Consider the following 25,253-nt stretch of genomic DNA (forward strand, 5'->3'; position numbering starts at 1 on the left):
CTCGTGCACGACAAGAAAGACTTCGCCGTTCCCGCAAACCGCTACGGTGACGATGTAGAAGCAATCCTCATTGGAGAAGAGGAACTGCAAAACCGCGTCCAAGAACTCGCGGATATGGTCTCTGAAAAGTATGCCGACGCTGAGCAAGACCTGCTTTTGGTCTGCGTGCTCAAGGGTGCGGCTTTCTTCCTTACGGACTTCGCGCGCAAGCTATCCATCCCTTCCGAGTTGGAGTTTATGGCCGTGTCCTCGTATGGCGCCTCCACTTCTTCTTCCGGTGTGGTGCGCATTTTGAAGGACCTGGACCGCGATATTGCGGGGCGCAACGTGCTCATCGTGGAAGACATCATCGATTCCGGCCTTACCCTGTCATGGCTTATCCGGAACCTGAAGGGGCGAAACCCAGCCTCGCTTGATGTGGTCACGCTGCTGCGCAAGCCGGAGGTAGTAAAGGCCGATATTGACCTTTTGGATGTGGGCTTTGATATCCCTAATGAATTCGTCATCGGCTACGGGCTAGATTATGCGGAACGCTACCGCGATCTGCCCTACGTGGGCACCCTTCACCCTGATGTCTACACCACCGACTAAAATCGCGCAGTAATGAAAAACAACAAGATTATTCGCTACGGCGGGATAGCGGCACTTATCCTTATCGCGCTGTACGCCTTTACCTTCTTTAGCAACGATGCCCGCGGCTACGTGCAAGCGGATACCTCCGTTGCACTGACCCAGCTTAAAGACAAAAACGTCGATGAGGTGGAAATTGATGACCGCGAGCAGCGCTTGCGCATCAAGCTCAAGGACGAAATCACGGTAGATGAGCGCGAAGGCGTGAAGGAGATTGTGGCCAAGTACCCGGCCCGCGCCTCCGAGCAGGTCTTTAACTCTGTTAAGGATTCTGGTGCCCAGAAGTACCAGACCAATGTCACGCAGGAATCCTTCCTCGGCTCCATGCTCAGCATGCTGCTGCCTATGCTCATCCTCTTCGGCGTGCTCTTCTGGCTCATGTCCCGCATGCAGCAGGGTGCAGGCGGCATGTTTGGCATCGGCGGTTCCAAGGCTAAGGAACTGACCAAGGATATGCCGACCAATACTTTTGAGGACGTGGCCGGCGCGGACGAGGCCGTAGACGAGTTGCAGGAAATCAAGGACTTCCTGGAAGACCCCACCCGCTACCACGATCTAGGCGCCAAGATCCCGCGCGGCGTGCTGCTCTACGGCCCTCCCGGCACCGGTAAAACCTTGCTTGCCCGCGCCGTGGCCGGCGAGGCCGGCGTACCGTTCTACTCCATCTCCGGCTCTGACTTTGTGGAGATGTTCGTTGGTGTGGGTGCCTCCCGCGTGCGCGACCTGTTCAAGCAGGCGAAGGAAAACAGCCCCTGCATTATCTTCGTTGATGAGATCGACGCCGTTGGCCGCCAGCGCGGTTCCGGCACCGGCGGCGGGCACGATGAGCGCGAGCAGACTCTCAACCAGCTCTTGGTAGAAATGGACGGCTTTGGTGACCGCGAGGGCGTTATCCTCATCGCCGCTACCAACCGCCCAGACATCCTCGATCCGGCGCTGCTGCGCCCAGGCCGCTTCGACCGCCAGATCCCGGTTACCAACCCCGACCTAGCCGGCCGCGAGCAGATCTTGCGCGTGCATGCGAAGAATAAGCCGCTGGCAGAAGAGGTCGACGTAGCGCAGCTAGCTAAGCGCACCGCCGGCATGTCCGGCGCGGACCTGGCCAATGTGCTCAACGAGGCCGCCCTGCTTACCGCTCGCATCGGCGGCAACGTCATTACTTATGACGCTTTGGAAGAGGCCACTGACCGCGTGGTGGGTGGCCCGCGCCGCCAAGGCAAGATCATCTCCGAGCACGAGAAGAAGGTCACTGCTTATCACGAGGGCGGGCATACCCTTTCCGCGTGGGCCCTTAAGGATATTGAGCGCGTCTACAAGGTCACCATCTTGGCCCGCGGTCGCACCGGCGGCCACGCCATGACTTCGCAGGAAGATGACAAGGGCATGTACACCCGCGATGAGCTTTTCTCCCGCCTGGTCTTTGCCATGGGCGGTCGCGCGGCCGAGGAACTGGTCTTCGGTGCGCCGACGACCGGTGCGTCCTCCGATATCGAAAACGCCACCAAGATCGCTCGTTCCATGCTCACCGAGTACGGTTTCTCGCCGGAGCTCGGCACCGTGAAGTACGGCAAGGAGCAGGGCGATCCCTTTAGCCAGATGGGTGGCGGCGGCTCCATCGAGTACTCCGATGAGGTTGCTTCCAAGATCGATGAGCAGATGCGCTACTTGCTCGAGCGCGCGCACGAGCAGGCCTATGACATCCTGCGCAATAACCGCTACTACCTGGATAAGCTGGCAGAGGCCTTGCTGGAGAAGGAAACCCTGCGCCGCCCCGACCTGGAGCGAATCTTCGATGGCATCGAGCCACGCGAAGCCTTCGACGTTTTCCCAGGCGAGGATGATCGCTTCCCCCGCCAGATTGGTTATGCGCCGGTCAAGACCCCGGTCGAGCTGGCTAAGGAGCGCGGCGAGGAGCTGCCTAAGCGCATGACGCTTCTCGATGCCTCCCGGGCCGCCCGTGAGCGCCGCCTCGCCGGTGAAGAACCGAAGGGTGAAGTGGGCTTCAACTTTGGCCAGCACGCTGGCGATTACGTCGATCCGGACACCGCCCGCGAGTTGGGAAGCACCCCAACAAACCAGGGCAAGGAGTCCACAGACACCAAACGAGCTGGCGCACAGCCTGATCGGCCGGCTCAGCCTTCCGAACCCGCTGAGCGTCCGACGGCACGCCCTGCCGCACGCCCCGCTACGGGCGGCGGTAAGCATCACAAGCCGGATGCCGGCGCGGATGCTGAGGCTGAGACCAGCCAGTGGTTTAGCCCTGGCTGGGACGAGAAGGATCGCCGCAAGAATCCCTATGCGCGCGAGGACGACAAGCAAGAAGATAACTAATGCCTGATAATCACATTCCCGCCCGTGCCCCCTTCGACCAGGACCGGGCGGAGGCGGCGGTACGCGAGTTGCTCCTTGCAGTGGGGGAGGACCCCGACCGCGAGGGTTTGCGCGAAACCCCGGCCCGTGTGGCCCGCGCCTACCGCGAGGTCTTTGCCGGCCTGCACGAAGACCCAACCGAGGTCCTGCACAAGACCTTCGCCGAGGACCACCAAGAACTGGTCCTGGTGCGCGATATCCCTATCTATTCCACCTGCGAGCACCACTTGGTGCCGTTCTACGGCGTGGCGCACATTGGTTATATCCCGGGTAAAGACGGCCACGTCACCGGCTTGAGCAAGCTTGCCCGCCTAGCGGATATGTACGCCAAGCGCCCCCAGGTCCAAGAGCGCCTGACCCAGCAGGTCGCGGATGCCCTGGTGGAGGTCCTTGGCGCGCAGTCCGTCATCGTGGTCATCGAGTGCGAGCATTTGTGCATGGCCATGCGCGGCATCCGCAAGCCCGGTGCGACGACAACCACCTCCGCGGTGCGCGGAGGCTTCAAAAATAATGCCGCCTCTCGTGCAGAGGTACTCAGCCTGATTCGTAGCTAAATTCGGTTCACCATTAAAAGCCTTAAGGAGCACGCCATGCAGCAGGCAACCTCGGTTTCGGATCTCACCAGGAGCAATCGCACTCTAGTGATGGGCATCGTCAACGTTACGGAGGATTCCTTTTCCGATGGCGGCCGGTGGTTGGACTTTGATGCCGCCATTAATCACGCCCGCGAGCTCGTGGCACAGGGTGCTGACATGATTGACGTCGGCGGCGAATCCACCCGCCCGGGCGCGGTCCGCGTGGAGGCGGACGTCGAGGAGCGCCGCGTGGTGCCCGTCATTCAGGCCTTGAGCAAGCTCGGCATCCGCACCTCCGTGGATACGATGCGCGCCTCGGTGGCACGTGCGGCGGCAGCGGCCGGCGTGGACATGATTAATGATGTCTCTGGTGGCCTGGCGGATCCTGAGATGTATCGCGCGATGGCCGAGGCCGGCGTGCCCGTGTGCCTCATGCACTGGCGTACGCTGCAGGAGGGCGCATTCGGCTCCGCGGCCGGCAGCGCGGATCACGGCGGCGATGTGGTGCGCGATGTGCGAGAAACCCTAGAACGCCTGGCGAATAACGCGCTAGACGCCGGCGTGCGCCGCGATAATATCGTGCTCGATCCGGGCTTGGGCTTTGCCAAAACCCCGCAGGATAATTGGGCGTTGCTCAAGGCCCTGCCGGAGTTCCTCGGCGGCGAATTCCCCCTCCTGGTAGGAGCATCCCGTAAACGCTTCCTGGCCGCCATTCGGGAGGATCGCGGCGTGGAGTCCAGCCCGCTGCTGGCCGATCCCGCTACCGCGGCCGTAACCGCCATTTCCGCCCAGATGGGGGCGTGGGGTGTGCGCGTGCATGAGGTTGCCGTCTCCCGCGACGCCGTGGATGTGGCGGCCGCTTGGAACGCCGGCAATGACTACACAGGCGGGGTCAACGCCAGCGGCAGCTATAGCAATGGCGCTGATGGCAATGGAATTATGAAGTCCACGGCTCTATCACGTAAACCTGAGGAGTAAATCATGGCAGACCGCATTGAACTCACCGGCCTGGAATGCTTTGCCTACCACGGCGTCTTTGAGGAAGAAAAGCGTACCGGCCAGCCTTTCATCGTGGATATCACCTGTTGGTCCGATTTCGCCGAGGCCGCCGCTACCGATGATCTGACCAAGACCATCAATTACGCCGAGCTTGCCGACGTCGCTGCAAACATCATCGAAGGCCCCGCCCGCGACCTCATCGAGACCGTCGCTAGCGAGGTGGCCGATACCATCATGGCCATCTTCGAGGGCCTGCACGCCGTCGAGGTCACGCTTCATAAGCCGAAGGCACCGATTCCGCGCACTTTTGCCGATGTCGCCGTGGTCGCCCGCCGCTCCCGCAAGCACGCGAGGACGCTCTAATGCGCGCGGTGCTATCCATCGGATCCAATATGGATGACCGCGTGAAGCTATTGCGCACGGTATTCGACGAATTCGCCGGCGACATTGTTGCCGCCTCGCCGGTCTATGCCACCCCGCCGTGGGGAGTAACGGACCAGGATGAATTCCTCAATGCCGTGCTCATTGTGGATGTGGACGAGTCACCCAAGGAACTGCTGCGCCGCGGGCAGAAGCTCGAGGAGGCCGCGGAGCGGGTGCGGGTGCGTCACTGGGGCCCGCGCACGTTAGATGTAGACATCGTGGACATCGAGGGATACACCTCCGATGACCCGGAGCTCACCGTCCCGCATCCTTATGCCCACGAGCGCGCCTTCGTGCTGATTCCCTGGTTGGCGGCCGATGGTGGTGCTAGGTTGAGTGGGGAGGGTGTCGCCAAGCGGGTGGCAGCACTCGACCCGAAGGAGCGCGCCGATATTCGCCGGTTGGGCATGATGGAGGAGCTATGAAACGGACCTCGTTGGGTGCCCTCATTGGCACCGGGGTCTTCTTTGCCGCCGCCGCGGCCATCCTCACTACGCGCTTTTATGGCTCCATGCTGCACATCCCAGTGACGGTTTCGGCCACGCTGTGGCTCATGGCGGTCATCTGCTTAGTGCTGACCTGGAAGGTGGACCAAGCCACCGAGGACGAGCATGGCATCGGCCTAGATAGTTCGCAGCTTAATCCCATGACCATCACGCAGTTCATGCTGGTGGGCAAGGCCTCGGCGTGGACCGGAGCCATCGTGGGGGGAATCTATGCAGGCGTGGCCGTCTACGTTATCCCCAACGCCGGCACGCTTGCGGCCGCCTCCGATGACCTGGTGGGGGTCATTGCCTCGGCGCTCGGTGGCCTTGCCATGTGCGCTGCTGGCCTGCGGCTGGAGCGACACTGTGAGACCCCGCCCCCACCAGATGGGGTACAAACGGTACATTAGTGAGCATGACTGAGCCGCGCTCTTCTTCGCACACTACTTCCGCCAAGACGTCCAAGCCGGATCTGGGCCAGATCGGGCTCATCGTCCTCGTGGTGCTGGCCGTCCTAGCCAGCATCGTCATGCTGATTTCCGGCTCTGCCGCAGCGCTTAAGATCGCGCTCATTGCTGCCCTGTGGGCCGCCGTGCTCGGATTTTTCCTGGTGATGCGCTACCGCCGCCAGGCCGAAGAATCCGTGACCAAGCTGGAATTGCAGGAGCGCGCCCACCGCGCCGAGCTGAAGCAAGCCCGCGCGGCCGATGGCCAGCCCCTACCGGACCAGGAACTACTCGATGAGATCCGCACCGAGCTCGCTTCCATCCGCAAGCAGATTGAGGATCTCTCCGGCCACGACTTCACCTATGAACCGGCCGCCCTACACGCAGAAGCCCGCCGCATCATGCAGCTGGAGGCCCAGACCGCGGCCGCCGCGCGCCCGGATGCGGAGGAAGGCAACGTGGACTTCACCCAGTCTTCTTCCGGCGCCCCGTCCGCCGATGCTATCGCCGGCCGCCTGGGGAACCAGCCGTCCGCGGCGCACGCTGAGTCCAACCCACTCAATGACATCATTAGTGAAAAGACGCGCGCGCAGCGTACCTCCGGCAAGTCTTCTGGCGCCTCTACCTTTAATACCGGCGGTTTCCAGGCCGTGCGCTGGGATACCGGTGGCGATGACTCCTTGAAGACCACCCACGCTTCCGCCTCCAGCGAGCACCACGGCAGCCACCGTAAGCCGGAGGCTGCGACCACGGCCAATGACGAGACCCAGGACATCCCGCAGCAGCCGGCATCGCAGCGCGATGAGCGCGCGGAGTACCCGGGCTCCGGCCAGCACGTGGCCCCAGAAAAGTCCGAGCCAGTACGCCAGAAGGCGGCCCGCTCGCATCATCGCGCGGCTGCTGAGGAGCCGGAGTCGCGTGGCCGCCGCCGCAGCGACGATAAGCGCGAGGGCGCGGTCTCCGTGGCCGAGCTGCTGGCCCAGGCAAAGAATAAGAAGGATAAATAAATGCGCCCGCCACGCATGCGGGTAGCTCTCTTTGGCCGTAGCTTGGCTGGTTTTACCTTGGCCAATGCCATGGAACGCGCCGGCCATGAGGTGCAGATGCTCTCGGATCCAGCCGAGCTTTCTTCCTTCGAGACTCTCATTATCGCCGTGGGCGATGCCCGTCTGGAAGCTACCGTGGAGTTACTCGAGCCACACGTCCATCGCGGACTAATCGTCTTCCACACCTGCCTTTCGCGCGGAGTGCAGGTATTGGATCCCCTGGAAACCCACGGCTGCGTTGTCGCGGCGCTCGCCCCATTTACACTGAAGCGCTGGGCGGTGACCACCCTGGATGAGTTGGGCGAGACCGTGGTGGAACTTAATATCGCCGAGTTTTACGCAGAGACCGTAGCGCTTTCCGACGCCGAACGTGCCCCCTTTGCCGCCCGCGCCTACTATGCCGAAATGCTGCGGCGCTTGCATATCTCTGCGGCGGTTGATGCTCATTTCCTCTCGCCCTCAGAAGAGCCACCCCTGGTGGGTGAGGACATGGACACCGAAGAAATTATCGCCGCCTACCGCGGCGCCACTGACCCCGGCTTGCGGCGCAGCTACGTGGAAGTTGCCCGCCGCCTAGGAGAGGTGGACGGCCGCGAAGAGCTAGAAATGTGGGCCCTACAAGAGGAGAGCCGATGAGCCTGGAGCTGGGAAACGCTACCGTCATCAACGATATTGAGCGCATCCGCATGGTCGGTAGTGCTTTTCACAAGACTGGCCGCCCGGTCGCCTTCGTGCCGCTGACTACCGGCGTGCACGCCGGTCATATCGCGCTGGTGCGCGCAGCGAAGCGCATCCGGGGCGCCGTTACCGTCGTGGCCCTGCAGTCCCCGCAGAAACAGGACCTTGAGCTTCTGCGGGCGGAGGGCGTGGACATCGTGTGGGAGTACTCGCCCGAGTCCTTGTGGCCACACGGACGCCGCATCGCCGTAGCACCGGCCGACGCCGCCACCGCTCTCGAGCCGGACCTTAGCGAGGATCTCTCGCTGTACCTTGCGCTCATCCTGACGCTTTCGCCTACCGACGTCCTTTTAGGCGAGAAGGACTACGAGCTTCTCCTTGCCCTCCACCACGCGGTCCAGGACTTTCACCTAGGAGTCCGTGTGCAAGGCGTACCCGCTGTGCGCATGCCCGACGGTGTGGTAATGAGCCTGCGCAATACCCACGTGCCGGCCGAATCCCGCGAGCAGGCCGCGGCACTATCTGCCGCGCTCACCGCTGGCGCGCATGCCGCCGAGACCGGTGCGCAGAAGGTACGTGAGGTTGCCGCGGAGGTGCTTCGCGCCGTAGGCGTTGAACCCGAGTATCTCGAAGTGCGCGGCCGAGATTTAGGGGCCCCTCCCGTAGAAGGTGATGCCCGCCTGCTTGTTGCCGCGACAATCGGTGGCGTCCGGCTCATCGATAATGTGGGCCTGCCGCTGGGCATCGGCTTTAATAACATCGAAGAACACGAAGCCAAGGCCGAGCTCGAGCGCGAGCAGCAACGCGAGCAACAGCGCGCACAAGATGCCGCTTTTCAGCAGCTATCGGAGGAGAAATGACCGATATCCAGATCCGCGACCTAGACCCGCGCGATGAACCCCAGGCCATTTCCTTTGCCATTGAAGGCATGCATCTGCACTGGTTTGTGAAAAATCCTCGCTTCGAGCGCGCCTATGGCCGCTATTTTTGGGATTTAGAGCGCGCCAAGGCCACCGATATCTTGGCCGCCTATGATGGTGACCGCTTTCTCGGCGTGCTTTTGGCCTCCATGAAAGGCAAGCCGGCGCTGCCCTATCCGTGGTGGCGAAAGGCTTATGTCCACGCGGTGGAAATCTTCAATAACCTACGCCCCGGCGGGCACCGCGATGACTATGATGCTGCCAATAAGGACATGCTGCTCAAGTACCTAGGCGAGCATCCCATTGATGGCGAGATCGGTTTCCTCGTTGCCGACCCTAACTCCGGCGTGAGCGGCGTGGGCACCGCGCTGCTTGAGACCTTCGAATCCCGCCACGCGGGAAAGAATATCTACCTGTTTACCGATGATGGCTGTACGTACCAGTTTTATGACAGCCGCGGCTTTAACCAGGTAGGCGAGCGCACCATCGCGGTCAACGAGGACCGCGACTTGGTGTGCATGCTCTATGTGCGGCGCTTGGGCTCACCGCAGACCTAGCGCGCCAAGGCACCCATCGGGTCCCAGGCCGGCAGGGTAGTCACGGACTCGGACTGCAAAGCCGCTTGGTATTGTTCCGGCAGTCGGGAAGGGTGTACGGCAATTTCGAAGACGAACTCGTCGAACCAGTCATCGGCCATGGTCCAAAAGCCCTTATCGGCCTTCTTTGGACCCCAGGAATTCTCCACGCGCCAGCTTTGTACTGCGCCGCCTTCGGCGATATCGGCGCCGGTAAACACCATCGCGTGGGTCATCATGGACTCGTGCAGGCGCAAACGCTGTGCCTTGTCCAGATCCATCTCCACGCCGTAGAAGGCCTCATAATCGTGCAGGTGCTTGGCCCACACGCCGTGCTCATCATCGGATTGCTGGTCAGTATCGCAGCCGAACCACACTGGCTGGCCATCGTTGATGGAGTCACGCGCGGCATCGCGCAGCACCTCCACCGGCGCGTTCAGATAGGTTACGCGCTCGCCGGCCACATTGCCCAGGTATTCCACGGTGTAGAGCTTGCCGTAGGCATTGCGGGGATCATTGACCACGCACACGTACTCACTGAGGTCTGCGGGCAGGTATTCCTTGGCAAACTCCTGCGGGGTAAAGGTGCCCGCGCGGTGGAACTCATCATCCTTATCGCGATATTGCCAGACAAAGTCCTCCGGCGGCAGGCCCAGGTTGGCGGTGAGGATACGGTAGACGTCGGCAAGCGCCTGCTTGTGCGCGCCCTCTTCGCCGCTGCGGATCCGGTGCGCGGCGCGGCGCAGCACGGTCTGCAGGTTACGGTTCAACATCGCCGTGGCCTCCGAAGAAGCGGTTTCCGGCATGGCGTACTGCGGTACTACACCGTATTTTTCCACCAGTGCGACAAACATGGACCACTGGCCGCCGTCATCGATCGGATCATCCATGAGCTTGGTTACGGTGCGGTCCGTAATATCGCGGTCCTTCAGCTCAGCCATGGCGCTAAGGAACCAATTGGCCTTCTCGAGCTTGTCAAAGAAGTAAATATAGGTCTGGGAAAGCTCAAAATCTTTAAGCTTGGCCTTGTCCATCAGCCCACCGCGCAGGGAATTCAGGCCGGCAAAAATCCAGCAGCGGCCCGAAGCCTTCTGGTCGGCCACGCCCCAGGAATCTAGCTTATGGCTGGTCACCCGGTTAAGGGTGTGCAGTACCTCGCGGTCGAGGCTGAGCTTATCGACGCCTTCCTGAGCCACCCCATTGCGTACCAAGCGCAGCGTGGCATCACTGGCGAGCTCAGCATTGGCGGCATGAACCTCGTTCGGGTTAATCTCGGTCATTTCTCGATTCTCCTTAGTTCATCCGGTCCCAGAGGGGAAGCTCAATCGGTTCGGTATCTAGCGCCTGAGAAAGCTCATCGCTCAGGTGCTCCTTGCGCACGGCGATGTGGAAGACGTTCTGGTCAAACCAGGCATCGGACATGGTGGCAAAGCCCTTGCCGGGCACATCCTCGCCGTCTTCCTTGCGTGGTGGCTTGGAGCCCCAAGAGTTCTCCACGCGCCAAGCTCGGTCCCCATCCACACCGGTGAGCGCCATCGCGTGGGTAGGCGCGGTCTCGCCGGAGGTAAAACGCTCCTCCTTAGTCATGGTGGAATCGATGCCGTAGAGGCCATCGGTATCCACCAGTCCCTCGTCCCATACGCCGTTGAGGAAAGAGAATTGACGGTTGACGTCGCAGCTAAACCACACCGGCTCGCCGGCGGCTAGGCTGCGCTTGGCGGTCTCCTTGAGCTCTTCCACGGTGATGTTTAAGTACTCTTGTGGCGCGCCACCCAGCACATTGCTTTCATCAGCGCTGCTAAATACGCGATGCTTGGGGTTGGTGGAACGGGGGTCATCAGCCAGCACCACGAACTCGTCGAGGTGGGGTAGGTATTTCTTGGCAAACTCGCGCGGGGTGGAGTGCAGGCGCACGAATTGCTCGTCCTTGGTGCGATACGCCCAGGTAAATTCCTCGGGCGGGGTGCCCAGGTGGATGGCCAGGATGCGGTGGAAATCTTTGCGTGCCTGAGCAAGGATGTCCTCGCGCGGGCCATCTAGCGCGGCGGCGCGACGCACCACCGTGGCGAGATCGCGGTTCATTTCCGCGGTATGTCCAGACGAGCGGACCTCCGGCATGACCTCGGCAGGTACCACGCCGTACTTGGCCACCAGGTTGCTAAAGAAGCACCACCAGCCGCCGTCGGCTCCAGCGTGGTCGAGCACTGCGGCCACGGTGCGCTCATCCCAACCAGCGTCCTTTTTATCCAGCAGCTGATTGAGAACCAGGTTGGCCCGCTCCAGCTTGTCAAAATACTGCAGGTAGGTGAAGGAAAACTCGAAATTATCTACGTTGAGTTCCTGCGCAGCGCGGTGGCGGAAGACGTTTAACGCAGCGAACATCCAGCAGCGGCCGGAACGCTTTTGATCCGTTACATCCAAGCTATCCAGCTTGGTTTCCGTGGTGGGGTATAAGGCGGTAATGCGGTCGCGGTCAAGCGCCGCCTTGGCCGCGCCAACGTTGGTGATGGCGTTGCGGGCCAGCCGCTGCCGTGAATCGGCCGCAGCCTCCTTGCGCAACTGGGACAGGTATTCCTTGGTGAGCAAAGTCATATTTCGGTTTTAGCAGACTAGAAATCCTGATGGGGCTGGTTGGGGGAAGAGCTAGAGAAATTCCGCCAGCTTTTCGACGGCCCCCGGAGTCCCCACTTCCTCCGGCAGCCACGGAACCTCGCGCACTGGGGTCTGCGGGAGCTTGGCGCGGAGAAGTGCGAGCGCCTCATCTTCGGCCGCGCGACGGGCGGCGAGGAATTCTCCCTGGTTGGCAGGGGTACGGCGGTTAACCAGCATGGACCCCACGCGCACGCCATTTCCTGTGAGGTCCGCGTGGAACTCGGCTGACTCGAGTACGGGCAGGCGCTCGGCGGTAAGGACAATATGGAAGACCGTGCGCGGTGAAGTCAGCGCCGCGCGCAGCTGGGAAAAGCGCTCGCGCCGCTGGAAAAGAGTGGCGCGAATTTCCTGATTGCGCCGGTCCACGGGGTCATTATTCGCGCTGTTGCCGGGCGACATTCCGCGTACTAGCGAGCCGAATTTATCGGATTTCTCGCGCCGGGAAAGTAAGCCATCGGTATAGGCGGCCATGATTTCTGGCAAAGCCATCAGCCGCGAGGTATGCCCAGACGGGGCGGTATCGAAGATGAGGAAATCGACGTCGGACTCTTCGCCGACGAGCGCCGCGATACGCTCCAATAGTGCTGCCTCCTGCGTGCCGGGCGATTGCCGGGCCAAGTCCAGGTGCTTTGTGACCTCGCCATGCAGATGCTCGGGCATGAAACGGCGCATCGCAGAACCTACCTGCGCAAGATGTTGTTCCGTGGCGCGCGCCGGGTCGATCTCGATGGCGGAGAGGGAAGGGGTGAGGGCCACGGGGGCATCGCCAAGCGCGGTGCCAAAGATGTGCCCCAAGTTGTGCGCTGGGTCCGTAGAGACCAAGCAGACGCGGTGATCGCGGGACAGGCGCAGCGCGGTGGCGGTAGCCAGGGTGGTCTTTCCCACCCCGCCCTTGCCCCCAAAGAACATGATGGGTGCAGTCTCTAACAACATTGAATATTCTCCAGCGGGGATCTTTCCATTCCCATGCGCGTATGCCAGGCGTGGAAATCCTCATAGACCAACGGCAAAAGCTCCAGGGTGTAGTAACTGGCCGGGTTGGGAATGCCCAGGGCCTCCGAGACCACCAGCATCATGAAGAGATCGTCTTCCTGCTGCTGGGCTTTGGCAAAACTGGCGCGGTACGGGGCCTGGTAGAACTCATTGAGACCAGCCCCGAACGCCCTAAGCTTGTCGAGCATGCTCGGGCAGCGGGGCGTCAAGATCATCATCGGACCACTCCAGTGGGGCCTCCTTGCGGGCACGAGAGATGGCACCGACGGCCTCCACAATGACCCAGATGGTGGCGACCACGATGATGGCGTCCATGCAGAACAGCAGCCAGTTCTGGCTAGTAAATAGCGACTTTAGCTGCAGGAGCGCGGCCCACAGGGACATGGCGGTAACGAAGATGAGCGGGATGACCACTGGCCACGTCGGCCGACGTAGGTGGGTGAGGATGACTACCACGATGGCCAAGGAGAGTCCTGCCATGAGCTGGTTGGTGGTGCCGAATAGCGGCCAGATGGTCATGCCGCCCGAGCCATCCACGCCGGCGGAGAAGGTCAGCCCAAAGGCCAAGCCCACCGCAATGACGGTGGCGGCCAAAGCCTTGATGCGTACGCCTATGATTTCGCCGATTTCTTGGACCACCAAACGCTGCAGGCGCACACCCGAGTCCATAGTGGTGGCCGCAAAAAGCACGGCCATGGTGGCCAAGATGGTGCCGGAAAGCGAGGTAGGAATACCCAAGCCCTCATTCATGAGCGCGCCGCCGCCTTGCACGAAGGCGTCCACGCCGCCGGCGTTCCACTCGGAGTAGATTTCTTCCCACTGCGCGGCGGTCTTGAAGCCAGCGGTAGTAGCGATGATGGTGCCCAGTGCGAGCAGGCCCTCGCCCACGGCGCCGAAGTAGCCCACAAAGCGCACGTCGGTTTCTTTATCCACCTGCTTGGAAGAGGTGCCGGAGGCCACCACGCCGTGGAAACCGGAGACGGCGCCGCAGGCGATAGTGACAAAGAGCAGCGGAAAGATGCCCGGGGTGCCGTCTGGTACGTTATCGCGCAACGCTGGCGCCATAATCGAGGGCCGAGTGATAAGGAAAGACCCGTACAAGATGGCCAAACCTACGAAAAGCTGTAGGCCGTTGATGTAATCGCGTGGCTGCAGCAACACCCATACTGGCAGCATCGAAGCGATGAAGGCGTAGATGAATAGCAAGATGATCCACACGCCATTGGCGGGAATCCCCAGGACGGTATCTGGCAAGACCACGGGCACGCGGTCGCCGATAATCATCAGCGCGTAGAGCGCGATCACACCCACGATAGATACCAGCGGTAGGTTCCACTTCAGGCGGTAGATGGCCTGGCCGATAAGCAGCGCGACGGCGATGGCGCCGCACGTGGGAATGACGGCCGTGGGAGTGGATACCAACAGGTTGGAGATGACCACTGCGAAGGCAGTATTCACCATCAAAAGCAACAGGAAAATGACGATGAGGAAGAGGTTACGCCCGCGCTTGCCGATATAGCGCCCAGACAAGGTACCAATGGATTGGCCCTTGTGGCGCTGGGAGGCCCACAGAGCGCCGAGATCGTGCAAGCCTGCGAAGAATATGGTGCCGATGGTGACCCAGAGAAATGCCGGTACCCACCCCCAGATAACGGCTACGGCAGGACCGATGATCGGTGCTGCACCCGCTACGGAAGTGAAGTGGTGTCCCCACAGGACGTATTTATTGGTGGGTACATAATCCACGCCGTCCTCCATCGTGTGGGCCGGGGTGGAGTATTTCGGGGATAGCCGGAAAATTCTTCGCCCTAGGAACTTGGAGTAGAGCAGATAGCCGGCGACCATCATCGCGATACCGATGATGGCGAGGACAAGAGAGTTCATAGTGTGTGTCTCCTCATAGACGGGCAGGTGTCGTGCATCACACGTGCGAATAGTATGTCATAACTCACATATGTGTTTGCCTGTGGGGGAGACCGATGGGTGGATTTATATTTGAAGGGTACCCGGAGACTTTTGGTTCAGTCGCCGTGGATAGACGAAAGCGCGGCCCTTGCTCGAGCAGGAACAAGGGCCGCGCGGTGGGTACTTAAACCAGGTGGTGGTTACTTCTTATCGACGCCGATATTGCCGTCCTTCTTCCACACCACAACCACTGCCGGGCGTGGGGTGGACTTGCCACCGTCAGGCCAGTGAGAGGTCTGCTTTTCAAAGGTGGCATCATCGGTTTCACCTGGGTGCTGGACGTTGACCATCACGCGCTCATCGGTGACGATGGGGCCACAGGTCTCGGCACCTGCCGGAACGGTAAGGAAGCACTTCAGCTCACCACGGGTATCGCCCTCGGTGGTCACCGCGTAGAGGCCATCGTTGGACTCCAACGCGTTACCGTCGGTGGAGATCCACAGATTGCCGTGGCTATCGAAGGCCAGGTTATCCGGGCAGGAAATCGGGGAGACCTTCTCCTTGTCAAAACCACCGAAGTAGGTATTAGCCTCCTTCGGATCGCCACAGACCAAGAAGAGGTTCCAGGTGAACTTCTCGCCAGCGTGGTCATCTTCAATCTCCATGACCAGGCCGTTCTTGTTCTCCTTGATAGGAGCCCATTCCATAGGCTCTTCCTTGTTCTTCTTGGCGTTCTCGCCGGTAGCGCCACGGTACTTATTGTTGGTCAGGGCAACGTAGACCTTCTCCGAGTCTGGGTGGACCTGCATATCCTCAGGGCGGTCCATCTTGGTCGCGCCCACCTTATCGGCGGCCTCACGGGTGTAGACCGCAACCTCTTCTGCAGACATGCCGTCGACGTGGGACTCGAACTTATTGTTTTCCGTATCGGAGGTCAGCAGCTTAATCCACTTGCCCTCGCCGTCGAAGGCACCGTCTTCGGGCAGTACGCCGGAGCCGTCAATCTCGTCGGCTGGGGAGTTGCCCTCTACCTTGGCTACGTACAAGGTGCCGTGGTCCAAGATGGTGAGGTTGTGCTCGATGTCGCCCTCTTTGTACTTCTTGGTGGAGATGAACTTGTAGATGTACTCGAAGCGGGAGTCATCGCCGGCGTAGCACACCACGGTGCCATCGGAGGCGATGTGGATGTTGGCGGCCTCGTGCTTGAATCGGCCCAGAGCGGTGTGCTTGACCGGGGTGGACTTAGGATCTAGTGGGTTAATCTCGACGATCCAGCCGAAGCGGTTCGGCTCGTTCGGCTCCTTGGAGACGTCGAAACGCTTATCAAAGCGCTCCCACTTGCGCTGGGACTCGCCATCTTCCATGCCGAAGCGCTCTAGGGACTCCTGCGCCTTCTTGTCATCCAGCTTGGCGTGAGCGAAGTACTGGTCAAAGTTCTCTTCGCCGGAGAGCATGGTGTTCCACGGGGTGATGCCACCGGAGCAGTTACTCAGAGTGCCCTTGACCTTCTTGCCCGTCTTATCGGCGGAGGTCTTTACAAAATCGGAACCGGCAGCCGGGCCGACCAAGGTGAATTCGGTGGTGGCGGTAATGCGGCGGTTGAGCGGGCCAAACTCGCGCTTGAGCTCACCGGTGTTTCCTACCTTGGATACTTCCACGATGGAGTGGCCGTGGCCAGCCCAGCCAATCTTGGCCTGCTCTTCGGTGGGGTTGTCCGCATCGTAGTTGGGGAACATCTGCGGCTCGGTGGTGTACTCGTGGGAGCAAACGTAGATAAGGCGGTTGTCATCGTCCGGGTGCTCGATGAGGCCGGCGAAGTCATTGTTGAATCCGAACTGCTTCTCTGCTGCCTCGGCGGTCTGATTCTTGTCATCGAATTCCGGCGCGTCCTTAAACAGCGGATCGCCCCACGCGATGAGCACGGACTGCTCGTAGCCATCCGGGATGACTACTTCGTCCTTTTCATTCGGCTGTACTGGGCCAAACTTCATGCCCTCTGCGGAGGTTAGCTCGACGTTCGCCTCAGAGGTCTTGCCGCCCTTGCCCTCGGAAGAAGACGCCTCAGTAGAAGCATCGTCTGGGCTAGAGCAGGCAGCCAGCGCGGCGCCGCCGCCGACGGTTACGACGGACAGGCTGCCCGCGCGCAGGGCGGTACGACGGGAGAACTGGTCACCGAAGTACGGGTTATCGGACTTGTTCTCGCACTCTCCAAAGCAGGCATTACCGCACTTGTAGGTGCAAGTCAGGCTGGAACGAGAGGATGTGAAGAGACTAGAGAGAAGATTGCGGCCCTTAAGCGCCATGGGTAGTGCTCCAAAAATGTCGAAAAATATTGATTACATATGGGGACAGTCATATATAAAAGGTCATCTTCGTAACTGTGTGTTGACCCCGAGGTGACAGTGAAGTGAATTATGCGTAAATCCTTTCCCGGGAGAGGGTGGCGTGGGCTAAATCGCGTGCTGCGGTGGGGATCGACTACCCTTGGCTAACGTGAGCGAGCAGAAGAATAATGAAGTAAACGATGTCCCTGAGCAGCTGCGCATCCGCCGCGAAAAGCGCGATCGCCTGCTGGAATCCGGCGTAGAGGCCTACCCGGTAACCGTTGAGCGCACCATCTCTTTAAAGGATTTGCGCCATGATTTCCGCGTCGTGGCTGAAGGCGAAGAGCCTGGCAACGAAGAGGGCGTAACCTACCTGGCCCCTGGTGAGGAAACCGAGGTCACCCACGCAATTGCTGGTCGCCTTATCTTTATGCGCAATACCGGCAAGCTGTGCTTCGCCACCTTGCAAGATGGCGATGGCACCCAGGTGCAGGCCATGCTTTCTTTGGCCGAGGTAGGCAAGGAGCGCCTCGACGCCTGGAAGTCCGACGTCGACTTGGGCGATTTCATCTCCGTGCGCGGCCGCGTGATTTCTTCGCGCCGCGGCGAGCTGTCCATCATGGTCTCCGAATGGACCATGGCCGCTAAGTCCTTGCGTCCGTTGCCGGTGTCCTTCGCTGATATGGCTGAAGATACCCGCGTGCGCCAGCGCTATAACGACCTCATTATCCGCGAAGATGCCCGCAAGAACGCCATGATTCGCGTCAAGGTTATGCGCGCGCTGCGCAATTACCTGGAAAGCCAGGACTTTGTAGAAATCGAGACCCCGATGCTGCAGACCCTGCACGGTGGCGCAGCCGCTCGCCCGTTTATCACCCACTCCAATGCGCTGGATATTGATCTCTACCTGCGCATCGCTCCAGAGTTGTACTTGAAGCGCGCGGTCGTGGGCGGCATTGACCGCGTCTTTGAAATCAACCGCAACTTCCGCAATGAGGGCGTTGACCGCTCCCACTCGCCAGAGTTCGCTATGCTGGAGACCTACGCTGCGTGGGGCGATTACAACGATTGTGCCCGCATGACGCGTGAGTCCATCCAGGCTGTTGCCCGCGATGTCTTCGGCTCGACCACCGTCACCCTTGCCGATGGCACCGAGTTCGATTTCGGTGGCGAAGAATGGCCGGAAATCGAGATGTACCCCTCCCTGAATGAGGCCCTGCAGCGTAAGTTCCCGGGCCAGCCGGAGGTCACCATCGATACTGACGTCGAGACGCTCAAGGGCATTGCAGACGTCATTGGTCTCGACGTCCCTAAGGACGGCGGCTGGGGCCACGGCAAGTTGGTCGAGGAAATCTGGGAGGTCCTGTGCGAGGACCAGCTCGAAGGCCCTATCTTTGTCAAGAATTTCCCGGTTGAGACCTCCCCGTTGACCCGCCAGCACCGTTCCGAGCCGGGCGTGACCGAAAAGTGGGACCTCTACGTGCGCGGTTTCGAGCTGGCAACCGGCTACTCCGAGCTCGTGGACCCGGTTATCCAGCGCGAGCGCTTTGAGGATCAGGCCCGCCTGGCCGCCGGTGGCGATGATGAGGCCATGGTGCTGGATGAGGACTTCCTCGCGGCTATGGAGCAGGGCATGCCGCCTACAGCCGGTACGGGCATGGGCATGGACCGTCTACTCATGGCCTTGACTGGCCTGGGCATCCGCGAAACCGTGCTCTTCCCGCTGGTCAAACCCGAGCAGAAGTAGCACCTAGCGTCCTATCGCTTGGCCGTCAGCCCGCGCGGGCTGACGGCTTTGCTATTTCCTGCTCATGTTCGTTCCTGCACCCCTGCTGCAAAAGACCAGCGCAGTTTCTCACCGCATGGAAAAATGCGAGGCATGAAAAGAATTCTCCCTATCCTTGCCCTACCTGTATTGGCCGTTGGGCTTGCGTCATGTTCCTCTGCTGACAGTAACGAGGAAGCGCCCCAATTCCGTCCACGGATGACCGAAAGCACCGCAACTAGCTCGGCGGAAGCTTCCTCCCCAGAGAGCACAGCGGAAGAAACTACCGAATCAGAAAAGAAGGTGGATTCCTCGGGGCTGACCATGCGTTCGGCCGAGGACTTTTTGGCGAAGGGCCCCGAATACGCGCAGTCGAAGGCGTGGGGAGTTAAAAGTCCCGATGGAAAAGTTTCGTGCTCCTTTAAAGAGCTCTCCGCAGGCCCGTGGTGCACCGTGCAGTTCGCAGATCCACCCCTAATGCCAGACCCAAACCAGCCGCAGTGGGAGGCTAATATGGTCAGCTTCAAAAAGAGGGAGGGATTCTTCCCATCTGGCGCGGTGGATCCAGGTGATATGACTCCGTCGAAACAGCTCAAGGCAGGGGAGAAGGTAGAAATTGAAGGCGTTACCTTCGAGGCACCAAACTCGGATGAGTTCACGGTCACAGCGAAGGGACATCATTTCACCGTAAAAGACAACGGTCAGTACTACTCCGATACCTTCCCACCTAAGCCCGATTCCAATGGCAACGCCAAAATGGGCACTATCTGTGGGCAGATGGATACAAAATGGGGACGAAAGAACGTCTACGTGCAAGTCGATGGCACGAACTGCACCAAAGCTATGCAGGTCGTAGATAGCTACGTGAACCACGACTTTAAGCCGGAGGAAGTAAATACCCGCGGCTTCCTCAGGCTCGAAGGTTGGGCGTGCGATGTATCCGCGCCAAAGTTCTTAGATGACGCAAAGCCGGAAAACCGCTTGCCCAAATGCGTGGATTCGAGTGGCAGCGGGCGAGTAGTTCTCCTGGATATCTAAGTTTTTAGCGCACGAGTGGGCCGGTGGATTTATCGCCCCGCAGGCGCTTAATGATGTTCTCGGCCGAAATCAGGCACATTGGCACACCGACGCCTGGCACGGTGGTAGCCCCCGCATAGTAGAGGCCGTTTACTTTGCGTGAGGCATTGCGTCCGCGCAAAAACGCCGACTGCCGTAGCGTGTGCGCCGGTCCGATGGAGCCGGCCGACCAGGCATGGTAGCGCTCGGCAAAATCGGCGGGGCCGAGCGTGCGCTTGACGACGACCCTGTCTACCAAATCCGGCACCCCGGCCGTGGCCGCGATGCGGTTGAGGGCGGCGTCGGCAATCGCAGCAACGCGCTCGGACTCCTCAGCGTGATAGGCATTGCCAAACCCGGGCGCCTCCGCGGCCGGCACCGGCACCAGAATGAAGAGATTTTCGTGGCCCTCGGGGGCGACACTTGGGTCGGTGGCGGAGGTCTTGGACACGTAGATGGACTCGGAGGCCCCCAACGGCCGGGAGGGCTCTGGGCCGGAATAGACGGCGCGGAAATCCGGATCCCAGTCCTTGCTAAAGAGCAACGTATGGTGTGCCAGCTCGGGCAGCTTGCCCTTCACCCCGGCCAAGATGAGCACGGTACCCAGGCCCGGATTGCGCCGGCCCCAGTAACGCTCCGGGTAGGTGCGCAGCTGCGGCGGCAAAAGCTGGGTCTCGGTGTGGTGCAAGTCCGCTGCGGAGACCACGATATCGGCGTGGATGGCGCCCTTGTTCGTGCGCACGCCCGTTACCTGCCGATTAGATACCTTGATGGAGGTAACCTCCTCGCCCAAACGGAAGGTGGCGCCAAACTTCTTCGCTTGTCGGTAGACGGCCTGGACCACGGCGGCGAAACCACCTTGTGGGTAGCGCACCCCCTCCACCAGGTCGGTGTGGCTCATCAGGGAATACAGGGCCGGGGCGGCGGCCGGCTCGGAGGATAAAAAGACCGCCGGATAACTCAGAATCTGGCGCAGGCGGGCATCAGCAAAGCTACGGCCCACGTGCTGCTGCAGGTTTGCCGAAAGCAGAGCCACGAGGCGAGAAAGCCGAGCGCGAATATCGCGGTGCACCAAATTGAGCGGCGCGGAGAAGGTGGTGTAGAGGAAGTGCTCGAGTGCCATGTCATAGGTATCGCTGGCCTGCGCCAAGTACTGCCGGACCTTGTCTCCCGCGCCGGGTTCCAAGGACTCGAACAGCGCGGTGACTTCCTCGATGCCGGAGTGCACGTCTACGGGCGCATCCCCATGAAAAACACGGTAGGCGGGGGAGAGGTCCACCAGATCTAGCTCCGCCTCGGTAGAGGTGCCGCACAGCGCAAAGAAATGATCGAAAGCCTCGGGCATGAGATACCAGGACGGGCCCGTATCCCAGCGAAAGCCGTCTTCTGCAAAGCTGCCGGCGCGGCCTCCCACCTCATCCAGCGAGTCCACCACGGTGACCTCGTATCCTTCGCGGCCGAGCAAGGCGGCGGTGGCGAGTCCAGCGATGCCGGCTCCGATGACGACGGCGTGCATGACGTTCTCCTTAATCTTCGGCTGGGTGTGGGGCGTGCTTGCTGTGGCCGCGGCGGCGCACTGCGCGGGCCGCTAACCAAGCCTTGGTGTGGTTGGGCACGGATACGCGCGTGGTGGCGAGGTCCGTAGCAGGGGTTGCGGCGAGGCGATTGGTCAGCTCGGCAAAGATATCCGCCGCCGCGCTCACACCAACCCGTGCGGAGGCAGGTAGCAAGTCGATGGTGAGCGCGGCGGTAGCAAGCTCCTGGCGGATCTCTGCGATGAGCGCGGACTTGGTGGCCTCATCAATCCGGCCGGATGGGGCCTGCTGAAAATAGGTGCGCCCCAAAGTAGAGCTATCCTCGCCCAAATCACGCAGGAAGTTTATCTTCTGGAATGCCGAACCTAGCGCGCGGGCGCCGCGTTCCATGGCAGTGCGGTCGGCGGGTGAAACGCTTTCCTCGGCTAGGAAAATCTGTAGGCACAAAAGCCCAATGACTTCCGCCGAGCCGTAGATATAGTCTTGCAGCTCGGCCGAAGAATACTCGCGTTGTTTAAGATCCGCGCGCATGGAGTGAAAGAAGGCAGCAAGGTACTCGCGGGGGAAGCCACAGCGACGCGCGGTCAAGGCATAAGCGTGGACCACGAGATCCGTGTGCAGTCGCTGCTGCGGTGCGGCCAGGATGGTTTTCTCGTAGGCATCCAATGCGGCGGCGGGGTCGGTGTGGGCTTGGGCAGCGGCGCCGTCGACAAGCTCATCGGCAATGCGCACCACCGCGTATAAGTGGCGGATATCGGCGCGCACCCGCCCGCGCAAGAGCCGCGTGGCCAGCGAGAAGCTGGTGGAGTAGCGCCCCATAACCTGTGCGGCCGCGCGGGAGGCCGCTTGGTCATAGCGAGTTAGCATATCTGTCAACGTAGCATGCAGCCTATTAACGGTTCGTGGCGCGCGGCTGCCCCTCCGCGAACCCGGCGGCGGACTGCACGCCCACAGTGGCGCGTTCGTGGAAGCTAGCCAAGGAATTGGCGCCGGCGTAAGTGCACGAGGAACGGACGCCAGAAATGATTCGGTCCACTAGATGCTCCACGCCGCCGTGCTCGGGGTCGAGGTAGATACGAGAGGTAGAAATCCCCTCTTCAAACATCTCGCGGCGGGCGCGCTCGAAGGCCTCCGTATCGGAGTTGCGGCCGCGCACTGCCCGGCGCGAAGCCATACCAAAGGATTCCTTGTAGAAGGCGCCATCGGCGTCCTTGTGCAGGTCACCTGGGGATTCAAAGGTCCCGGCGAACCAGGAGCCGATCATGACATTGGAGGCACCGGCGGCCAAGGCGAGGGCGACATCGCGCGGGTCGCGCACGCCGCCATCGGCCCAGACGTGGGCGCCAACCTCGCGGGCTGCCGCAGCGCACTCCAGGACGGCCGAGAATTGCGGGCGGCCCACACCCGTTTGCATACGGGTGGTGCACATCGCGCCCGGGCCCACGCCGACCTTGATGATGTCCGCGCCGGCGGCCGCCAGTTCGCGCACGCCCTCCGCTGTGACGATATTACCGGCAGCAATGGGAAGCCCTAGATTCAGCGCCTTTACCTTGCGCAGCGCGCTGAGCATGCTGGCTTGGTGGCCGTGCGCGGTATCAATGACTAGAACGTCAGCACCGGCTTCCGCCAGCGCACGGGCGCGGCCTTCCACATCGCCGTTGATGCCTACGGCCGCACCAATGTGTAACCGGCCCTGCTTGTCGACGCCCGGCTTATACATCTTCGCCCTCACCGCCCCCTTCCTGGTGAGGATTCCGGCCAGGGTGCCATCCGGGTTGACCACCGGTGCCAACTTCCGCGAGGTTTTGCGCAGCTTGGTGAAGGCCTCCTGTGGGTCAATGCCCACCGGCAGCGTCACCAGATCCGTGGTCATCAATTGGCCGACGGCGGTGAAATTATCCTGCCCGCGCAGATCCTTCGGTGTGATAATGCCGATGGGCATGTCCCCGTCGACCACGATGGCCGCGCCATGAGCGCGCTTGTGCAAAAGGTTGCTGGTATAGCCCACGGTATGGTGCGGCTTCACGATAATGGGGGTGTCATAGACCAAGTCAGCCGCTTTCACGGAGGCGATGGTCTCTGCGGCCGCATCCAGGGATAGGTCCTGTGGCAGGATAGTGAGCCCGCCGCGGCGCGCGATGGTCTCGGCCATGCGGCGACCGGCCACGGCGGTCATATTGGCCACGATGAGCGGGATGGTATTGCCAGTGCCGTCCTCAGTGGTGAGATCCACCGACTGGCGCGAGCCCACCTCGGAGTGGCTGGGCACCATGAACACATCGGAATAGGTCAATTCGTACGGCGGGCGGGAATCCTGGAGAAAACGCACTGGGATGGCCTCTCTATATATTCGGGTGGCGCGGTCTGACCGCGCGGAGGAAGACACTAAAATTATACTCCCCGACTTTCCCCATATCGGCGGCCTCAGTATCCTATCTGGGTGTCTCAGAAACCAGATCCGCACATTTCCGCAGAGGTAAAAATCAACCTCACCATCCTCGTTCTTGGTGCGATGGTGATGATCCTGAACGAGACCGCCCTTTCGGTGGCATTGCCTGCCATCATGGCGGACTTTGACATCCCGGCTACCTCCGCCCAGTGGTTGCTTACCGGTTTCCTGCTCACCATGGGCGTGGTCATCCCGACCACCGGCTTTCTCATGGATAAATTCACCACCCGCCAGATCTTTCTCGCCTCCGCGGGTGTATTCCTTGCCGGTACAGTCTTTGCGGCACTCGCCCCAGCCTTCGGCATCTTGCTGGTGGGGCGCGTTTTCCAAGCGGCGGGTACTGCGTTGATGATCCCCACCTTGATGACGGTGGCGATGACCCTCGTCCCGCCACAGCGTCGCGGCAGCGTCATGGGCATTATCTCCGTGGTCATTTCCGTGGCCCCGGCGCTCGGACCTACGGTGGGTGGTCTGGTTCTTAGCATGTTCACCTGGCACGTCATCTTCTGGACCATGGTTCCGCTGCTCGGCCTCATCGGCGTCGCCGGCTACCTCCGCCTAGTCAACGTGGGCGATAAACGCGATACCCCGCTGGATTTCCCCTCAGTTATTTTGTCCGTCCTTGCCTTTGGCGGGTTGGTATATGCCGTATCGTCCCTAGAAAATATTCTGGAGGGCGAAGGCCTCATAGACATCCTCGTCCTCGCCATAGGACTTGTGGCCTTGGCGCTTTTTACCCTCCGGCAAGTGCGCCTGGCTAAAGACAATCGCGCCCTGCTGGATATGCGACCATTTAAGGTTCCGAACTTCACCGTGGCGGTACTCGGCATGCTTTTGATGTTCGGGCTATTGCTTGGCGTGGTCAATGTCCTGCCCATCTACCTGCAGACCTCTTTGGCGGTAAGTTCCCTGGTCACCGGGCTCGTCGTCATGCCCGGCGGCTTGCTGCAAGGCGGCATCTCCCCGATGGTAGGCCGCCTCTATGATGTCCACGGGCCCCGTCCGCTGATGATTCCCGGTGCCCTTCTCCTTGCCGCGGGCACGTGGCTGATGACCCTGTTCACTGAGGACAGCGCTGTGTGGATGGTCATTGCTATGCACGTCCTATTCGCCCTCGGCATTGCGCTCATGATGACGCCACTGATGACGACGTCCCTGGCCTCCCTGCCGGATGAGCTCTACTCGCACGGCTCCGCCATCCTTAATACTTTGCAGCAGCTGGCGGGCGCGGCCGGCACTGCCTTTTTGATGACGTTCCTTAGCCGTGGCACCAAGTCTGGCCTGGCACAAGGCATGAATGATGCTGCTGCCACAGCTTACGGTGCGCACTGGGCATTCCTTTTTGCAGGCGTGCTCTCGCTGGTGGTTATTGTGCTGGCCCCCTTCCTCAAGCGCGTTCCGTCGACGGAGTAGCCACTAGGACAGGA

23 protein-coding genes are annotated in these 25,253 nt (G+C 61.0%); 14 read left to right on the forward strand and 9 right to left on the reverse strand.

Features of this window, described 5'->3' with window-relative positions:
- Positions 1 to 3: 3 nt before the first annotated feature.
- The 11 genes from hpt to MHK05_RS05940 are packed head-to-tail and all read left to right on the forward strand — an operon-like array spanning position 4 to position 9,129.
- Complete coding sequence (hpt, locus tag MHK05_RS05890; protein WP_023019936.1) at positions 4 to 591, forward strand: hypoxanthine phosphoribosyltransferase; 588 nt, start codon at positions 4 to 6, stop codon at positions 589 to 591.
- Positions 592 to 603: 12 nt separating this feature from the next.
- Complete coding sequence (gene ftsH / locus MHK05_RS05895) at positions 604 to 2,961, forward strand: ATP-dependent zinc metalloprotease FtsH (RefSeq protein ID WP_200288623.1); 2,358 nt, start codon at positions 604 to 606, stop codon at positions 2,959 to 2,961.
- Positions 2,961 to 3,554, forward strand: coding sequence for a GTP cyclohydrolase I FolE (gene folE / locus MHK05_RS05900; RefSeq protein WP_023019934.1), 594 nt, complete (start codon positions 2,961 to 2,963; stop codon positions 3,552 to 3,554). Before ftsH ends, folE begins: the two co-directional genes overlap by 1 nt.
- 36 nt (positions 3,555 to 3,590) lie before the next feature.
- Positions 3,591 to 4,553 (forward strand): dihydropteroate synthase, encoded by a 963-nt coding sequence (folP, locus tag MHK05_RS05905; RefSeq protein WP_200288624.1) that lies wholly within the window; start codon positions 3,591 to 3,593, stop codon positions 4,551 to 4,553.
- Between the two features lie 3 nt (positions 4,554 to 4,556).
- Positions 4,557 to 4,937: a dihydroneopterin aldolase gene (gene folB, locus MHK05_RS05910; protein WP_239205451.1), complete on the forward strand. Its 381-nt coding sequence runs from the start codon at positions 4,557 to 4,559 to the stop codon at positions 4,935 to 4,937.
- Complete coding sequence (folK, locus tag MHK05_RS05915; protein WP_023019931.1) at positions 4,937 to 5,422, forward strand: 2-amino-4-hydroxy-6-hydroxymethyldihydropteridine diphosphokinase; 486 nt, start codon at positions 4,937 to 4,939, stop codon at positions 5,420 to 5,422. Before folB ends, folK begins: the two co-directional genes overlap by 1 nt.
- Positions 5,419 to 5,892, forward strand: a complete 474-nt coding sequence (locus MHK05_RS05920) for a DUF3180 domain-containing protein (protein WP_023019930.1) — start codon at positions 5,419 to 5,421, stop codon at positions 5,890 to 5,892. The genes folK and MHK05_RS05920 overlap by 4 nt, the downstream gene beginning before the upstream one ends.
- A 5-nt stretch (positions 5,893 to 5,897) precedes the next feature.
- Positions 5,898 to 6,935, forward strand: a complete 1,038-nt coding sequence (locus tag MHK05_RS05925; protein ID WP_239205453.1) for a DUF6779 domain-containing protein — start codon at positions 5,898 to 5,900, stop codon at positions 6,933 to 6,935.
- Positions 6,936 to 7,610, forward strand: coding sequence for a 6PGD fold domain-containing protein (locus tag MHK05_RS05930; protein ID WP_239205455.1), 675 nt, complete (start codon positions 6,936 to 6,938; stop codon positions 7,608 to 7,610).
- Positions 7,607 to 8,512: a pantoate--beta-alanine ligase gene (locus tag MHK05_RS05935; RefSeq protein ID WP_239205457.1), complete on the forward strand. Its 906-nt coding sequence runs from the start codon at positions 7,607 to 7,609 to the stop codon at positions 8,510 to 8,512. Before MHK05_RS05930 ends, MHK05_RS05935 begins: the two co-directional genes overlap by 4 nt.
- Entirely contained in the window at positions 8,509 to 9,129 is a 621-nt protein-coding gene (locus MHK05_RS05940) for a GNAT family N-acetyltransferase (RefSeq protein ID WP_239205459.1), read from the forward strand. The genes MHK05_RS05935 and MHK05_RS05940 overlap by 4 nt, the downstream gene beginning before the upstream one ends.
- Here the strand turns inward: MHK05_RS05940 and MHK05_RS05945 are convergent.
- The 6 genes from MHK05_RS05945 to MHK05_RS05970 form a co-directional block, all read right to left on the reverse strand.
- Positions 9,126 to 10,427 (reverse strand): C1 family peptidase, encoded by a 1,302-nt coding sequence (locus MHK05_RS05945; RefSeq protein WP_239205461.1) that lies wholly within the window; start codon positions 10,425 to 10,427, stop codon positions 9,126 to 9,128. The two genes, MHK05_RS05940 and MHK05_RS05945, sit on opposite strands and share 4 nt — an antisense overlap.
- 13 nt (positions 10,428 to 10,440) lie before the next feature.
- Positions 10,441 to 11,739, reverse strand: a complete 1,299-nt coding sequence (locus MHK05_RS05950) for a C1 family peptidase (protein ID WP_239205463.1) — start codon at positions 11,737 to 11,739, stop codon at positions 10,441 to 10,443.
- Between the two features lie 51 nt (positions 11,740 to 11,790).
- Positions 11,791 to 12,732 carry an ArsA family ATPase gene (locus tag MHK05_RS05955; protein ID WP_023019923.1) on the reverse strand — a complete coding sequence of 314 codons (942 nt, stop codon included), beginning with the start codon at positions 12,730 to 12,732 and terminating at the stop codon, positions 11,791 to 11,793.
- Positions 12,723 to 12,980, reverse strand: coding sequence for a cory-CC-star protein (locus MHK05_RS05960; RefSeq protein ID WP_239205465.1), 258 nt, complete (start codon positions 12,978 to 12,980; stop codon positions 12,723 to 12,725). Before MHK05_RS05960 ends, MHK05_RS05955 begins: the two co-directional genes overlap by 10 nt.
- The gene (locus MHK05_RS05965) at positions 12,964 to 14,676 is read right to left on the reverse strand and encodes a carbon starvation CstA family protein (protein WP_239205467.1); all 1,713 of its coding nucleotides are present in this window, start codon (positions 14,674 to 14,676) and stop codon (positions 12,964 to 12,966) included. The genes MHK05_RS05960 and MHK05_RS05965 overlap by 17 nt, the downstream gene beginning before the upstream one ends.
- A gap of 221 nt (positions 14,677 to 14,897) precedes the next feature.
- A complete protein-coding gene (locus MHK05_RS05970) occupies positions 14,898 to 17,000 on the reverse strand; it encodes a PhoX family protein (protein WP_239205469.1) in 2,103 nt (700 codons plus the stop codon).
- A 190-nt stretch (positions 17,001 to 17,190) separates the two neighbouring features.
- Here MHK05_RS05970 and lysS point away from each other — a divergent pair, with 190 nt between their 5' ends.
- Both lysS and MHK05_RS05980 read left to right on the forward strand, forming a co-directional pair.
- A complete protein-coding gene (gene lysS, locus MHK05_RS05975; RefSeq protein WP_086588204.1) occupies positions 17,191 to 18,768 on the forward strand; it encodes a lysine--tRNA ligase in 1,578 nt (525 codons plus the stop codon).
- Between the two features lie 237 nt (positions 18,769 to 19,005).
- Complete coding sequence (locus MHK05_RS05980; protein ID WP_239205471.1) at positions 19,006 to 19,824, forward strand: hypothetical protein; 819 nt, start codon at positions 19,006 to 19,008, stop codon at positions 19,822 to 19,824.
- A gap of 4 nt (positions 19,825 to 19,828) precedes the next feature.
- On the opposite strand, the gene crtI is transcribed toward MHK05_RS05980, so the two are convergent.
- The 3 genes from crtI to MHK05_RS05995 are packed head-to-tail and all read right to left on the reverse strand — an operon-like array spanning position 19,829 to position 23,706.
- Entirely contained in the window at positions 19,829 to 21,358 is a 1,530-nt protein-coding gene (crtI, locus tag MHK05_RS05985; RefSeq protein ID WP_239205473.1) for a phytoene desaturase family protein, read from the reverse strand.
- 10 nt (positions 21,359 to 21,368) lie between these two features.
- A complete protein-coding gene (locus tag MHK05_RS05990) occupies positions 21,369 to 22,244 on the reverse strand; it encodes a phytoene/squalene synthase family protein (protein WP_239205475.1) in 876 nt (291 codons plus the stop codon).
- Between the two features lie 25 nt (positions 22,245 to 22,269).
- Entirely contained in the window at positions 22,270 to 23,706 is a 1,437-nt protein-coding gene (locus tag MHK05_RS05995; RefSeq protein WP_239205477.1) for a GuaB1 family IMP dehydrogenase-related protein, read from the reverse strand.
- Positions 23,707 to 23,817: 111 nt separating this feature from the next.
- On the opposite strand from MHK05_RS05995, the gene MHK05_RS06000 reads away from it, so the two are divergent.
- Positions 23,818 to 25,239, forward strand: a complete 1,422-nt coding sequence (locus MHK05_RS06000; RefSeq protein WP_239205479.1) for an MDR family MFS transporter — start codon at positions 23,818 to 23,820, stop codon at positions 25,237 to 25,239.
- The last annotated feature ends 14 nt before the right edge of the window (positions 25,240 to 25,253 follow it).

The sequence above is a fragment of the Corynebacterium nasorum genome (genome assembly GCF_022347325.1).
GTDB classification, from domain to species: Bacteria; Actinomycetota; Actinomycetes; order Mycobacteriales; family Mycobacteriaceae; genus Corynebacterium; species Corynebacterium kefirresidentii.